This window comes from Mumia sp. zg.B17 (assembly GCF_019550915.1).
GTDB lineage: Bacteria > Actinomycetota > Actinomycetes > Propionibacteriales > Nocardioidaceae > Mumia.
This window is the reverse complement of sequence record NZ_JAHWCI010000003.1, coordinates 150,203-164,021: the sequence shown is the minus strand read 5'-3', so window position 1 is coordinate 164,021 and position 13,819 is coordinate 150,203. Positions and strand designations below refer to the sequence as shown.

Below are 13,819 nucleotides of genomic sequence, written 5' to 3'. Positions count from 1 at the left end.
AAGCATGCGTTCCGTGAAGGACCTCCAGCGCCAGGTCGCGCCCCTGCGCGTGGTCGCCGACTTCGAGCCCAGCGGCGACCAGCCGGAGGCGATCAAGAAGCTCGCCGAGCGCGTCGAGCGCGGGGAGACCGACACCGTGCTGCTCGGTGCCACGGGCACGGGCAAGACGGCGACGGTCGCCTGGTTGGCCGAGAAGCTGCAGCGCCCGATGCTCGTGATGCAGCCCAACAAGACCCTCGCCGCCCAGTTCGCCAACGAGCTCCGGCACTTCTTCCCCGACAACGCCATCGAATACTTCGTCTCGTACTACGACTACTACCAGCCAGAGGCGTACGTCCCGCAGACCGACACCTACATCGAGAAGGACTCCTCGATCAACGAGGAGGTCGAGCGGCTCCGGCACTCCGCCACCTGGAACCTCCTCACCCGCCGCGACGTGATCGTGGTCGCGACGGTGTCGTGCATCTACGGCCTCGGGTCCGCCGAGGAATACATGAACCGCATGATCCACCTCCAGGTCGGCTCTGAGATGGACCGCGACAAGCTCCTTCGCACCCTCGTCGTGGCTCAGTACGCCCGCAACGACCTGGCGGCGACGCGCGGCACCTTCCGCGTGCGCGGCGACACCCTCGAGATCTTCCCGGTCTACCAGGAGCTCGCCGTGCGGGTGGAGTTCTTCGGTGACGAGATCGAGCGGCTGATGACGTTGCACCCGTTGACCGGCGAGGTGCTCAGCGAGGAGCGCGAGCTCTACGTCGGTGCCGCGACGCACTACACGGTCGGGCCGGAGCGGCTCGAGACCGCCGTGCGAGGCATCGAGAACGAGCTCGAGCACCGGCTTGCCGAGCTCGAGAGCCAGGGCAAGCTCCTCGAGGCGCAGCGGCTCCGGATGCGCACCACCTACGACATGGAGATGATCCGTCAGGTCGGCAGCTGTTCGGGCATCGAGAACTACTCCCTCCACATGGACGGGCGCCTGCCAGGCACGGCACCCAACTGCCTCCTCGACTACTTCCCCGAGGACTTCGTGCTCGTCGTCGACGAGTCGCACGTCACGATCCCGCAGATCGGCGGGATGTACGAGGGCGACATGTCTCGCAAGCGGACGCTGGTCGAGCACGGGTTCCGACTTCCGAGCGCGATGGACAACCGGCCGCTCAAGTGGGAGGAGTTCCTCCAGCGGATCGGCCAGACCGTCTACCTCTCGGCGACGCCGGGCCCCTACGAGATGTCCAAGGTCAAGGACCCGGACGAGATCGTGGAGCAGATCATCCGCCCGACCGGTCTGGTGGACCCGGAGGTCATCGTCAAGCCGACCAAGGGGCAGATCGACGACCTCATCGAGCTCATCCGCGGCAGGGTCGAGCGCAACGAGCGGGTGCTCGTCACGACCCTGACCAAGAAGATGGCCGAGGACCTGACCGACTACCTGCTCGAGGCCGGCATCCGCACCCGCTACCTCCACAGCGAGGTCGACACGCTGCGGCGGGTGGAGCTCCTGAGCGAGCTGCGGATGGGCGAGTACGACGTGCTCGTCGGCATCAACCTCCTGCGTGAGGGCCTCGACCTGCCCGAGGTGAGCCTGGTGGCGATCCTCGACGCCGACAAGGAGGGCTTCCTGCGCTCCGGCCGGTCTCTGATCCAGACGATCGGGCGTGCTGCCCGCAACGTCTCGGGGCAGGTCGTGATGTACGCCGACTCGGTGACGCCCTCGATGGAGCAGGCGATCGACGAGACCAACCGCCGACGTGCGATCCAGGTCGCCTACAACACCGAGCACGGCATCAACCCGACCCCGTTGCGCAAGAAGATCGGTGACATCACCGACATGCTCGCTCGCGAGGACGCGGACATCGAGCAGCTCGTCGGGTCGGGTCGGGCCCAGTCGCGCGGCAAGTCACCGGTCCCGCTCGTCGGAGCGTCCGGTGACGGCACGCGCGTCGACACGTCGTCGATGGCGGCCTCCGAGCTGGCCGAGCTGATCCAAGGACTCAACTCCCAGATGCACGCGGCCGCGGAGGACCTTCAGTTCGAGGTGGCGGCACGACTGCGTGACGAGATCGGCGAGCTCAAAAAGGAGCTCCGCCAGATGCAGGCCGCCGGCGCCGGCTGATCGGAGAGGCCGGACGGCCCGCGCCACCCCGCAGGCCTACGGTCCCTCCCACGCATCCGCATCGACGGCGTACACCCACCGCATCCCGGGCCACTCGGTCACCGACCACAGCCTCCGCTGCTGCGGCCACGCGGCGATGTCCTCGCACCCCGTCGGGAGCACCTTCTTGTGCCGTCGGAACGCGCCCGGTCTGCCGACGAGCAGGTCGCCGTTGTTGCCCCGGCCCTGGCTCGTGGTCACGTACCACGTGCCGTCGATGGCGGTCGCTCCCTGCATCCTGGCGGCCTGCTCCGGATGGAGCTCGTCGGGTGTCAGTCGTCCGGTGGCAGGGTCGCGAACGGGCAGGTGCGTGCGCGGGTCCAGCCGGAACCGCCAGAGCCGTTGGGTCTTTCCGACCCCGCCGTACTCACCGACGACGAGAGACGCTGGGCTGCCGTCCTCCGGGCTGCCGTGCTGGATCGACAAGAAGGAGTAGCGCAGCCGGCTGCCGTCGTCGCGGCTCCACGCCGACAGCTTCGCGAACACCGGCAGGACCAGCTCGTAACCCAGCCGCCTCGAGGGCCCGCCGCGAGCGCCGTCGGGCAGGCGGAGCAGGTCGTCGATCCGCACGACGTAGATGCCCGCGCGGGTCGCGGCCACGTACAGGTACGGGCCGTACCAGGCGATGCCGCCGGCATGGGTCGGGACGGGCCGCGCACGGACGCCCCAGGGGGTTCGTCGCGCCCTGACCAGGAGCACGTGCTGGTAGCGCAGCGTCGCGAGGTCGACGAAGGTCAGCCGGGCGCCGTTGCGTCGTGCGTGGTGGTGGGCGTACCAGCTGACGGCGACGACGTCGCGCCCTCCGGTGCCGCCGGGTGCGTCCCCGGCGGTCGCGTCCGCGGAGGTGGTGACGCCTTGGGGGTACCAGTCCTCGGTGTCAGCATCGGGGTGCTCCCAGGTGAACCCGTACGCCGCGGCCTGTCCCGGCACCTCGACCTCGCGAGCCTGGAGAGGGGCGGTGTCGAGCACCTCGGGGATGGTCGACCTCGTGCCTCGGCGCAGCAGAGCCCGCCTCGCGCCGGGGCTCGTCAGCGTGCCCACCAGGCCTACGTGTCTCACTGCCACGGCGCGAGCCTAGCGAGGTCTGCGACACGAGCACCCGGGGCGGCCTCTGGCACAATGGCGCAGGGAGGGGAGTATTCCTTTCGTCGACCCGTCGTCATCACGGCCAGCGCGCTGGCCCGGCGGGTCGAGCCGTGTCAGGGTGCTCCTCGCGCCGGCCCGGCGGAAGAGACCTCCGGCCAGACAACCCATCCGACCGGAGGAACCGAACCGTATGAACGTCACACCCCTCGAGTGGTGGATCACGATCGGCGTCACCGTCGCCGTGCTCCTGTTCGACGTCGTCGTGATCGCGCGCAGGCCCCACGAGCCGTCGATGAAGGAAGCCGGGGTCGCGCTCACCATCTATGTCGGACTCGCGGTCGCGTTCGGCATCTGGGTGACGGGCTTCCACGGCGGTCAGTACGGCCTGGAGTTCTTCACCGGATGGCTCACCGAGTACAGCCTCTCGGTGGACAACCTGTTCATCTTCATCATCATCATGGCGAGCTTCAAGGTGCCCAGGGTCTATCAGCAAGAGGCGCTGATGATCGGGATCATCCTCGCCCTGATCTTCCGTGGGATCTTCATCGGTCTCGGTGCCGCGGCGATCAACAACTTCAGCTGGGTCTTCTACATCTTCGGTCTCTTCCTCGTCTACACGGCGTACGGACTGGTCAAGAGCTATCGCAACCACGACGACGAGGAGGCCGGTGACAACGCCGTCGTGCGGTTCGCCGAGCGGCACTTCAGCGTCGCCGACGAGTTCCACGGCATGAAGATGACCGTGCACATCGACGGCAAGCGGTTCCTGACGCCGATGTTCCTCGTGATCCTGGCCCTGGGCACCACCGACCTGCTGTTCGCTCTGGACTCGATCCCGGCGATCTACGGCATCACCAAGGAGCCGTACCTCGTCCTGACGGCGAACATCTTCGCGCTCATGGGTCTGCGCCAGCTCTACTTCCTGCTGGGCGGGCTGCTCCAGCGTCTGGTGTACCTGTCGCTCGGCCTGTCCGTGATCCTCGCCTTCATCGGCGTCAAGCTCGTCCTCCACGCGTTGCACACCAACGAGCTCCCGTTCATCAACAACGGCGAGCACCTCGACGTGCCGGAGATCCCGACGCTGATGAGCCTCGCGGTGATCATCGTGGTCCTGGCCCTGACCGCGGCCGCCAGCCTGTGGAAGACCCGCCACCAGCCGCAGCCCAAGCGGCCCGACGAGCGCGAGGACGTCCCGCCGCGCTGATCGTCGTCCGCCCGGGGTCCGCCAGTCCGCTATAGGTGGCTTGCGGACCGCCTGGGCTTGTTGTCCGGATTATGTGGGTTAGTCTGACTGAGGTCTTGCTCGACGCCGAATCCTGTCCGCGGGCGAGACCTACCCCGGAGGGTCGGTCAACGGGGGCCGGCGAACCACGAACATGACGGACAGGAGTGGGGAACCCAATTCCGGAGCCACGGCTCCTTGGGGTGAAGCCCGGTCGCGGACTCGTCCGTGATCGGCAGGGCACCTTCGGCCCGAACCCGACAGCTAACCCCACAGGCGTTGTGAAGGAACACATGAACAACGCCCTTCACGTCGCCAAGCGCGGCGTCGCCACCACGCTCGCCCTCATGGGTCTGGTCGCCGGTCTGCTGGTCTTCACCAGCACGCCCGCCAGTGCGGCCAAGGACCGGACCTGGGAGCGCCTCGCCAAGTGCGAGGCGGGAGGTCGGTGGCACATCAACACCGGAAACGGCTACCACGGTGGTCTGCAGTTCAACCCAGGAACCTGGCGGTCGTACGGCGGCAAGAAGTATGCGTCGACCGCCTACAAGGCCAAGCGCCGCGAGCAGATCGCGGTCGCGGAGAAGGTCCTCAGGCGGCAAGGGTGGGGCGCATGGCCAGGCTGCACCCGCAAGCTCGGCCTGACGACCAAGCACAAGCGTGAGAAGTGGCAGGGTTTCGCCAAGAGCGACCGTGTCGCCAAGAAGGGCGCCATCGGATACTTCCCGCGCTGGTGGCGCAAGAAGTTCTGGTGAGCCACCCGCCTCACCGCGGACCCCGTCGAGCTCAGTCGAGCTCGGCGGGGTCCTTCACGTAGGTGCGCTCGGCGTAGAACGCGCGGTTGATGATCCAGGTGATCACCCACAGCACCACTCCCAGGCCCAGCAGCAGTCCCGCAACTTCGTACTGCTCGGTGTCACGACCCGACAGTGGCGTCACGAGATAGAGCGAGACGACGGCGGCGACCACCGGGATGACGGTCGGCGCGACGAAGTGGCGGGTGTCGACGCGGTCGCGGCGCAGCACCAGCACCGCGACGTTGACGATCGTGAAGACCGCGAGCAGGAGGAGTGCGGTGGTGCCGCCGAGGGTGGCGACGGCGTCCTCGCTCGCGTTGAACACGTAGGTGATGAGCCCCAGGGCTAGGAGGGTCGTGAAGAGGATCGCGACCCATGGCGTCTGCCGCCGGCGACCGACGTGGGCCAGCGCCGGTGGCAGCACGTGCTGCCTGGCCATGCCGTAGAGGAGCCGGCTGGCCATGAGCATGTTGATGAGCGCCGTGTTGGCGACGGCGAACATCGTGATGAACGGATAGATCTCGTCGATCGGGAGGTTGGGGGCGCCGAGCTCGACGACGGTGAGCAGGGGCGTCTCCGTCGCGGCGAGCCGGCCGATCGGGACGAGCGCAACGGCGGTGATCGAGACGAGAACGTAGATGAGTCCCGTGATCGACAACCCGGTCAGCATGATCCGCGGGAAGGTCGAGACGGGGTCTTTCGTCTCCTCCGCCATGTTGACCGAGTCCTCGAAGCCCACCATCGCGAAGAACGCCAGCGACGTCGCCGTGGTGACAGCGAGGAAGACGTTCTTGTCCTCGGGCGTGTCGAACGCGACGACGCGGGAGAAGTCGGCGTTTCCCTCGACGACCGCCCAGATGCCGACGAGGAGGACCAGCAGGAGCCCGGAGAGCTCGACCACGGTGAGGACGACGTTGGTGATGATCCCGTGGGCGACCCCACGGAGGTTGACCAGTGCGAGCGCGACCATGAACAGCAGGGCCACGATCAGGATGCCGGTGCTGTCCAGGTCGAGCCCGAAGCCCTGGTCGAGGCTGCGCGCGAAGACACGCGACGCGGTCGAGGCCGACGTGATCCCGGACGAGAGCACCGCGAACGCCACGAGGAACGTGAGGAAGTGGATCCCGAATGCCTTGTGGGTGTAGAGCGCCGCACCGGCGGCCTGGGGATACTTCGTCACGAGCTCGAGGTACGAGAACGCGGTCAGGGTCGCGATGGCGAAGGCGATGAGGAAGGGCAGCCACGCCGCGCCGCCGACCTCCGCCGCCACCTGCCCGGTGAGCGCATAGACGCCGGTGCCGAGGATGTCACCGACGATGAACAACAAGAGGAGTCTGGGGGTGAGGAAGCGCCTGAGCTCCGTCGGCCGGCCCTCCTCTTGATCGGACGACGTGGACCCGGGCCCGGTGTCGCTCATGACACTCCTCCTCGTACGCCGGCAGCGCGTGGGTTTACTGTCGTGCGCCGTGGCGTCGGCCGCAACCCCCCACGCACAGAGAGTGGTTCGAACACGTGTTCGAACGAGGCGTATCCTGTCCGACGTGGGCGCGAACAGGCGATACGGCCAGGAGGAGCGTGCCGTCGCCCCGCCTCGTGAGGGGGGCGGAGTGAGGCACGTCTGGGTCTCGCTGAGCCGGTACGAGTCCGACGCCTACCCCGGTCTGGTGATCGAGTGGCGTCGCGAGTCGCAGGGCTGGGTTGCCCGAGTCGCGTTCGTCCCGGGCAAGGAGGGGGAGGGGACGTTGGTGGAGCAGTGGGTGTCCGCCAGCCGCCTGCGCCCCGCCGGTCCTCGACCGTCCGCCGGGTGACCGGTAGGGCTCAGCCGAGCTCCACCCGCCCCGCCGCAGCCACCAGTGCGTCCACCACGGCGGAGACGGCCAGGCCGGGCTCGCGCCGGTTCTGCCGGTGCCGGGCGATCACGCGACGCGAGCCCAGTCCCGGGAGCGCGACCACCTCGACGCCGGCGGGAAGGTCCTGGTGGAGCGCGAGCGCCGCCACCATGGCCACGCCCTCCCCGGCGGCCACCAGGGCGTACGCCGTCTCGAAGCTCGTGAACTGGTGGACCATCGTCAGCTGCCCTCCCAGCGTGCGCGCCAGGCGCTGCAGTGCTCGTGCCGCGGCCGTCTGAGGCTCGGCTCCGAGCCATCGGGCGTCCGCGAGGTCGGCGGCCTGGGTCGGCGTGGCGAACGAGGAGGGGATGACGGCGCGCCACGGCTCGTCGAGGAGGATCACGTCGTGAGTCCCGCGCGGCGCCGGTGAGACGGCCTCCTCGTCCTGCTCGACCAGCACGAGGTCGAGCTCGCCGGCCCGGAGCAGGCGGAGGGCGTCGTCCGGCTCGTGCTCCTCGACGGTGACCTCGATGCCGGGATAGGTCTCGCGGACCTGCCCGAGGGACGGGCCGACGATCGCCTGGATGGACGTCTGGAACGCCCCGAGCGCGACGCGCCCGGAGACGTCGCCGCTCAGGGTCGCGAGCGACTTGCGGGCTTCGACCAGCTCCGCCTCGATGCGTTCCGCGGTCTCGGCGAGGACGCGGCCGGCGGGGGTCAGCGTGACGCCGCGAGGACCGCGGTCCAGGACGTCCAGACCCTCCTCGGACTCGAGCCGTGCGATCTGCTGCGACACCGCCGACGGTGTGACGTTCAACTCGTCGGCGGCCGCCAGGATGCCGCCGGAGCGGTGGACGGCGAGGAGAACCGCGAGACGGCGGGGATCGATGGAGGCCATTTAGCAATACTAAACGGCTCATCAAGGATAGGTCGATTGTGCTTAACCCTTGCGCGACGCACACTGAGGGGGTCGCCGCAGTGAGACATCCGGTCGCCGACATCCCCTCATCCACGCACGATCTCTCGGAGCCGCACATGTTCTCCCTCGCCGACTTTGTCACCGCCCTCGGGTGGTTCGGCGCAGTCGCGGGCGCTGCCGCGTACCTTCTCGTCAGCCGCGGTCGCTGGAGCGCCGCCTCGGCGCGCTACCAGTCCGCCAACCTCCTCGGCGCCGGCCTGATGGGGGCGGTCGCGGCGTTCAACGGGATCTGGCCCTCCGCCGCGGCGAACCTCATCTGGGTCGTGATCGGCGGTCAGGCCCTGTGGGTGATCTTCGCGAAGAAGCAGGCGACGCAGCAGCCTGCCGCCACCGCGGCGGTCAGCCCTGTCGCGGCTCCGGTCGTCACCGCCGCACCCGCGTACGAGCAGCACGTCCTCGACGAGGTCTGGGACGAGCGCGACCCGACGCTGCAGATGAGCGTCGACGAGCTGACGGTCCTCACCTCGCAGCGCATGCCCGTTGCCGCCTGACCGCTCACCAGCCGCGTTCGCGCCACTGGGCCAGGTGGGGCCGCTCGGCGCCGAGCGTCGAGTCGTCGCCGTGCCCGGGGTAGAACCATGTCTCGTCCGGCAGCTGGTCGAACACCTTGTGCTCGACGTCGCCGAGGAGCGTCACGAAGTCGTCGTGCGAGCCGGTCTTGCCGACCCCGCCCGGGAAGAGCGAGTCGCCGGTGAACAGGTGCGGCATCCCGTCGGGATCGTCGAACAGCAGGGCGATCGAGCCCGGCGTGTGCCCCACGAGGTGGATGACCTGGAGTCGTGACCGTCCGACGGAGATCTCCTCCCCGTCGGTGACGACGACGTCGATGGGGACGCCGATCTCCTCGGCGTCGTCGGCACCGGCGACGGTACTGGCACCGGTCGCCGCCACGACCGCGGCCAGTGCCTGCCAGTGGTCGCCGTGCCGGTGCGTGGTCACGACCGTGGACAGACCGGCCTCGCCCACGACCTCGAGCAGCGTGTCGGCGTCGTTCGCCGCATCCACGAGCAGCTGCTCGTCGGTGTGACGGCAGCGCAGGACGTACGCGTTGTTGCTCATCGGGCCGACGGCGACCTTGGTGATGATGAGGTCGGCGAGCTCGCGGACGTGCGGCGTCCCGCCGACGGTGACCTTGCCGGTGTACGTCATCGTTCCTCCACGGTGCGGGTACGGCGCCGGCTCAACGCCACGGTCCGAGCTCGGGCAGGTCGCCGGCGGTGGTCAGGGACGGACCGACGATCCCACGGGTCACCCACGCGAGGAGGTCGGACTGCGTGCCCGACACCGTACGCCCACCGCCGTCGCCGACCCCGAAGCCGGAGTCGGTCGACCGCAGGGCGAGCAGCTCCCCAGCGCGGTCGCTCAGGCCGCGGGTGGCGTCGTGCAGCGCGAGGGAGACCCACCCTTGCGGCCACTTCTCGGGCGTGTAGCCGAGGTCGAGGTCGTAGTGGTGGACGATCACCTCACCCGCCCGGAGCATGGGCACCCACGACCCGGGGACCTCCTTGCCGCCTCGCGCGACGACCGTGCGGCCCCACGCCTCCTCCGGGAGCTGCCGCGCCGTGGTGATCCATCTCACCGACGCCTCCGTGAGGTCGTCCAGGAGCGCGTCGGCGTCGCGGTGGGCGCCGGCCTCGATGTCGGCGTCACGAGCGGCGGGGGAGCCGTACATGGGCGTCTCCTCCCCGGTCCGTGCCCACGTGAGCAGGTTGACGAGCGCGTCGGCGTTGCGGGCCAGGTGGGTGACGACGTGGCCGCGGGTCCATCCGGGGAGGAGGCTGGGCGCCCGCATGTCGGCGTCCTCGAGTGCGCCGAGCGCGAGCAGGAGGTCTCGCGTGCGGGAGTCCACCAGGTCCATCACGTCGTGGGGGGTCGCCATGGGATCACCATGCCAGGCCTGGCCGGTGACTGGTCAGCCGATTCCGTCAAGCATTCCTGTCAGGACCCGCCGGTACGATTGCAAGCGTGGGTCGAGTGCTGCCCGGGCGCTGGTCCGCGCCCTTCTCCTCGACTCGCGCGACCTCCAGGAAGGCTGATCAGGTGGCAGATCGACTGCTCATTCGCGGTGCCCGCGAGCACAACCTCAAGGATGTCTCCCTCGACCTCCCGCGGGACGCGATGATCGTCTTCACCGGCCTGTCCGGCTCCGGCAAGTCATCGCTGGCGTTCGACACGATCTTCGCCGAGGGCCAGCGCCGCTACGTCGAGAGCCTCTCCGCGTACGCGCGTCAGTTCCTCGGCCAGATGGACAAGCCCGACGTGGACTTCATCGAGGGCCTGTCGCCGGCGGTCTCCATCGACCAGAAGTCCACCTCGCGCAACCCGCGGTCCACCGTCGGCACGATCACCGAGGTGTACGACTACCTCCGTCTGCTGTACGCGCGGATCGGGCATCCGCACTGCCCCGTGTGCGGCGAGGCGATCACCAAGCAGACCCCGCAGCAGATCGTCGACCGCATCATGGCGCTCGAGGAGGGCACCCGCTTCCAGGTGCTGGCTCCGGTCATCAGGGGCCGCAAGGGCGAATACCTCGACCTGTTCCGCCAGCTTCAGTCGCAGGGCTACAGCCGGGTGCGCGTCGACGGCGAGGTCCGTAGCCTCGCCGACGACCCGCCGGCCCTGGCCAAGCAGAAGAAGCACCACATCGAGGTCGTCGTCGACCGCCTCGTCGTCAAGCCGACCTCGCAGCAGCGCATCACCGACTCCGTCGAGACCGCGCTCAACCTCGCCGACGGGCTCCTCCTGCTCGACTTCGTCGACCTGCCCGACGACGATCCGGGCCGCGTGCGCCGCTTCTCCGAAAAGCTGGCCTGCCCCAACGAGCACCCCCTCGCCGTCGATGAGCTCGAGCCGCGCTCTTTCTCCTTCAACGCCCCGTTCGGCGCGTGCCCCGAGTGCTCCGGCCTCGGCACCCGGATGGAGGTCGATCCTGAGCTGGTGGTCCCCGACCCCTCGCTGTCGCTCGACGACGGGGCCATCGCTCCGTGGTCGGCCGCGCACGTCGCCGACTACTTCGGCCGTCTGATCGACGCGTTGGCCGAGGAGCTCGACTTCACGACCTCCACTCCCTTCGAGGAGCTGCCGGCAGAAGCCCGCAAGGCGCTGCTCGAGGGACACCCGACGCAGGTCCACGTCCACTACCGCAACCGGTACGGGCGCGAGCGCTCGTACTGGAGCTCCTTCGAGGGTGTCATCCCGTACGTCGTGCGTCGGCACGCCGAGGCCGAGTCCGACACCACGCGGGAGCGCTTCGAGGACTACATGCGCGAGGTGCCCTGCCCGACCTGCGGTGGCACGCGGCTCAAGCCTGTGATCCTGGGGGTCACCGTCGCCTCGGCCACACAGGGCGAGAAGAACATCGCCGAGGTGTCCGCGCTGTCGATCGAGGAGGCCGCCCGATATCTCAGCGACCTCGAGATGTCCGAGCGTGAGAGCCAGATCGGCCAGCACGTCCTCAAGGAGATCCACGAGCGCCTGCGGTTCCTGCTCGACGTCGGCCTCGACTACCTGAGCCTGGACCGCGCGGCGGGGTCGCTGTCGGGCGGCGAGGCGCAGCGCATCCGTCTGGCGACCCAGATCGGCGCCGGTCTGGTCGGCGTCCTGTACGTCCTCGACGAGCCGTCGATCGGCCTTCACCAGCGTGACAACCACCGCCTCATCGAGACGCTGGTGCGCCTGCGTGACCTCGGCAACACGCTGATCGTGGTCGAGCACGACGAGGACACGATCCGGGCGTCCGACTGGGCCGTCGACATCGGTCCCGGTGCGGGGGAGCACGGTGGGCAGGTGATCGTCTCCGGCCCTGTCGAGGAGCTGTACGCGTCGGAGGAGTCGATCACCGGTGCCTACCTCTCCGGTCGTCGTGAGATCTCCGTACCGGCCGAGCGCCGCCCGCGACGCGAGGGTCACGAGCTCGTGGTGCGAGGCGCGCGCGAGCACAACCTCAAGGGCATCGACGTCACGTTCCCGCTCGGGCAGCTCGTCGCCGTGACGGGCGTGTCCGGCTCGGGCAAGTCGACGCTGGTCAACGACATCCTCTACACATCTCTCGCCCGGACGATCCACAACGCGCGCACCCTTCCAGGACGCCACAAGGACATCACCGGCGTCGAGCAGGTCGACAAGATCATCCACGTCGACCAGTCGCCGATCGGCCGGACGCCGCGATCCAACCCGGCGACCTACACGGGCGTCTGGGACCACGTGCGCAAGCTCTTCGCCGCGACGCCCGAGGCGAAGGTGAGGGGCTACCAGCAGGGACGCTTCTCGTTCAACGTCAAGGGCGGCCGGTGCGAGGCGTGTTCGGGCGACGGCACGATCAAGATCGAGATGAACTTCCTGCCTGACGTCTACGTCCCGTGCGAGGTGTGCCACGGAGCGCGCTACAACCGCGAGACGCTCGAGGTCCACTACAAGGGCAAGACCGTCGCCGAGGTCCTCGACATGCCGATCGAGGAGGCCAAGGAGTTCTTCCAGGCGATCCCGGCGATCGCACGCCACCTCAACACGCTGGTGGACGTGGGCCTCGGCTACGTCCGCCTCGGTCAGCCCGCGCCGACGCTGTCCGGTGGCGAGGCGCAGCGCGTCAAGCTCGCCGCCGAGCTCCAGAAGCGCCAGACCGGCCGCACGCTGTACGTCTTGGACGAGCCGACCACCGGTCTGCACTTCGAGGACATTCGCAAGCTGCTCGGCGTCCTGGGCCGGCTCGTCGACCAGGGCAACTCCGTGATCGTCATCGAGCACAACCTCGACGTCATCAAGACGGCCGACTGGTTGATCGACATGGGTCCCGACGGTGGCAACCGAGGAGGGACGCTGGTCGCGGAGGGCACGCCGGAGGACATCGCCGCGCACCCGGACAGCTACACCGGCCACTTCCTCAAGCCGCTCCTCGAGGGCCGTGAGGCGAAGCAGCCGTCCCTCCAGCCGGCGCTCGACGTGACGCCCGGCCGGATCCGTATGGGATCGGGCCGGACCGCGTCCGCGAAGGCGTCGGCCGCCGAGAAGCGTGCGGCGGCGCGCGCCGCCGCGCTGGAGACCGCCGCCGAGGGGGCCCCGACCACGAAGTCAGCGGCCAAGAAGTCGACAGTGAAGAAGCCCGCGGCGAAGAAGACGGTCGCCAAGAAGGCCGCAGCCAAGAAGACGGCGGCCAAGAAGACCTCCTGACGGTTCGCCGTACGCCCGTGCAGCAGCGGGCACCATCGAGGGGGGCAGACCGTTGAACGTTCTACCGACACGACGACGTCCGACGAAGGGACCGACCGATGAGCGAGGGCACGATGAAGCGACGCACCGTGATCCAGGGAGTGGGCGTCCTGGGAGGTGTCGCCGTGACTGGTGGTCTTCTGGCCGCGTGCGGGGGCGAGGACGCGCCGTCCGGCTCCAGCACGACCAGCGCTCCGCCCGCCGGTGGCGCGACGACCGGTGGCGGCTCTGCGGGTGGCACCGAGCTCGGCGCGACCAGCGAGGTCCCGGTGGGCAGCGCACGTTTCTTCGAAGGCGAGAACGTCCTTGTCACGCAGCCGACCGAGGGCGAGTTCAAGGCATTCTCCTCCGTCTGCACCCACCAGGGCTGCGCGGTGAGCAAGATCGACGACGACCTGATGGTGTGCCCGTGCCACGGGAGCGAGTTCTCGATCGAGGACGGGTCGGTGGAGCGGGGCCCCGCCAAGAAGCCGCTCGAGACCCGCGAGGTCCGCGTCGAGGGCGACACGCTCTTCCTCGCCTGACCTCCCTGCCCCGCGGCCGGTGTCG

General features: G+C 69.0%; 11 protein-coding genes, 1 pseudogene and 1 riboswitch. Of the genes and pseudogenes, 7 read left to right on the top strand and 5 right to left on the bottom strand.

Annotation, left to right across the window (positions count from 1 at the left end; all coding sequences use genetic code 11):
* Window positions 1-4 precede the first annotated feature (4 nt).
* Window positions 5-2,113 (top strand): excinuclease ABC subunit UvrB, encoded by a 2,109-nt coding sequence (gene uvrB / locus KV097_RS04790; RefSeq protein WP_220365218.1) that lies wholly within the window; start codon window positions 5-7, stop codon window positions 2,111-2,113.
* Between the two features lie 36 nt (window positions 2,114-2,149).
* Here the strand turns inward: uvrB and KV097_RS04785 are convergent, their stop codons facing one another.
* Window positions 2,150-3,217 (bottom strand): hypothetical protein, encoded by a 1,068-nt coding sequence (locus tag KV097_RS04785; RefSeq protein WP_220365217.1) that lies wholly within the window; start codon window positions 3,215-3,217, stop codon window positions 2,150-2,152.
* Between the two features lie 211 nt (window positions 3,218-3,428).
* Here KV097_RS04785 and KV097_RS04780 point away from each other — a divergent pair, with 211 nt between their 5' ends.
* Together KV097_RS04780 and KV097_RS19510 are read left to right on the top strand one after the other, a co-directional pair.
* Entirely contained in the window at window positions 3,429-4,442 is a 1,014-nt protein-coding gene (locus KV097_RS04780) for a TerC family protein (RefSeq protein WP_220345013.1), read from the top strand.
* Between the two features lie 147 nt (window positions 4,443-4,589).
* Window positions 4,590-4,753: riboswitch (cyclic di-AMP (ydaO/yuaA leader) on the top strand.
* Window positions 4,754-5,215, top strand: coding sequence for a transglycosylase family protein (locus tag KV097_RS19510; RefSeq protein ID WP_220345014.1), 462 nt, complete (start codon window positions 4,754-4,756; stop codon window positions 5,213-5,215). It abuts the riboswitch before it with no gap.
* Between the two features lie 31 nt (window positions 5,216-5,246).
* Here KV097_RS19510 and KV097_RS04770 read toward each other — a convergent pair whose 3' ends face one another.
* Window positions 5,247-6,674, bottom strand: a complete 1,428-nt coding sequence (locus KV097_RS04770) for an APC family permease (RefSeq protein WP_220365216.1) — start codon at window positions 6,672-6,674, stop codon at window positions 5,247-5,249.
* Between the two features lie 190 nt (window positions 6,675-6,864).
* Here KV097_RS04770 and KV097_RS04765 point away from each other — a divergent pair, with 190 nt between their 5' ends.
* Window positions 6,865-7,065 carry a hypothetical protein gene (locus tag KV097_RS04765; protein WP_220341551.1) on the top strand — a complete coding sequence of 67 codons (201 nt, stop codon included), beginning with the start codon at window positions 6,865-6,867 and terminating at the stop codon, window positions 7,063-7,065.
* 10 nt (window positions 7,066-7,075) lie between these two features.
* Here KV097_RS04765 and KV097_RS04760 read toward each other — a convergent pair whose 3' ends face one another.
* Window positions 7,076-7,984 carry a LysR family transcriptional regulator gene (locus KV097_RS04760; protein ID WP_220345016.1) on the bottom strand — a complete coding sequence of 303 codons (909 nt, stop codon included), beginning with the start codon at window positions 7,982-7,984 and terminating at the stop codon, window positions 7,076-7,078.
* A 137-nt stretch (window positions 7,985-8,121) separates the two neighbouring features.
* Between KV097_RS04760 and KV097_RS04755 the strand changes: the two genes are divergently transcribed.
* The gene (locus KV097_RS04755; protein WP_220365215.1) at window positions 8,122-8,556 is read left to right on the top strand and encodes a hypothetical protein; all 435 of its coding nucleotides are present in this window, start codon (window positions 8,122-8,124) and stop codon (window positions 8,554-8,556) included.
* A gap of 4 nt (window positions 8,557-8,560) precedes the next feature.
* On the opposite strand, the gene KV097_RS04750 is transcribed toward KV097_RS04755, so the two are convergent.
* Window positions 8,561-9,214, bottom strand: coding sequence for an MBL fold metallo-hydrolase (locus tag KV097_RS04750; protein ID WP_220365214.1), 654 nt, complete (start codon window positions 9,212-9,214; stop codon window positions 8,561-8,563).
* Between the two features lie 31 nt (window positions 9,215-9,245).
* A complete protein-coding gene (locus KV097_RS04745) occupies window positions 9,246-9,944 on the bottom strand; it encodes a maleylpyruvate isomerase family mycothiol-dependent enzyme (protein WP_220345020.1) in 699 nt (232 codons plus the stop codon).
* Window positions 9,945-10,105: 161 nt separating this feature from the next.
* Between KV097_RS04745 and uvrA the strand changes: the two are divergent.
* Window positions 10,106-12,947: pseudogene (gene uvrA / locus KV097_RS04740) on the top strand (excinuclease ABC subunit UvrA); the annotation flags it as partial.
* Window positions 12,948-13,329: 382 nt separating this feature from the next.
* Window positions 13,330-13,794, top strand: a complete 465-nt coding sequence (locus KV097_RS04735; RefSeq protein ID WP_220365212.1) for a Rieske (2Fe-2S) protein — start codon at window positions 13,330-13,332, stop codon at window positions 13,792-13,794.
* Window positions 13,795-13,819: the final 25 nt, after the last annotated feature.

What these genes read in the sequence shown, in the direction of transcription:
- uvrB (WP_220365218.1), top strand. Translation starts at nt 5, where the DNA reads ATGCGTTCCGTGAAGGACCTCCAGCGCCAGGTCGCGCCCCTGCGCGTG.
- KV097_RS04780 (WP_220345013.1), top strand. Translation starts at nt 3,429, where the DNA reads ATGAACGTCACACCCCTCGAGTGGTGGATCACGATCGGCGTCACCGTC.
- KV097_RS19510 (WP_220345014.1), top strand. Translation starts at nt 4,754, where the DNA reads ATGAACAACGCCCTTCACGTCGCCAAGCGCGGCGTCGCCACCACGCTC.
- KV097_RS04770 (WP_220365216.1), bottom strand. Translation starts at nt 6,674, where the DNA reads ATGAGCGACACCGGGCCCGGGTCCACGTCGTCCGATCAAGAGGAGGGC.
- KV097_RS04760 (WP_220345016.1), bottom strand. Translation starts at nt 7,984, where the DNA reads ATGGCCTCCATCGATCCCCGCCGTCTCGCGGTTCTCCTCGCCGTCCAC.
- KV097_RS04755 (WP_220365215.1), top strand. Translation starts at nt 8,122, where the DNA reads ATGTTCTCCCTCGCCGACTTTGTCACCGCCCTCGGGTGGTTCGGCGCA.
- KV097_RS04750 (WP_220365214.1), bottom strand. Translation starts at nt 9,214, where the DNA reads ATGACGTACACCGGCAAGGTCACCGTCGGCGGGACGCCGCACGTCCGC.
- KV097_RS04745 (WP_220345020.1), bottom strand. Translation starts at nt 9,944, where the DNA reads ATGGCGACCCCCCACGACGTGATGGACCTGGTGGACTCCCGCACGCGA.
- KV097_RS04735 (WP_220365212.1), top strand. Translation starts at nt 13,330, where the DNA reads ATGAGCGAGGGCACGATGAAGCGACGCACCGTGATCCAGGGAGTGGGC.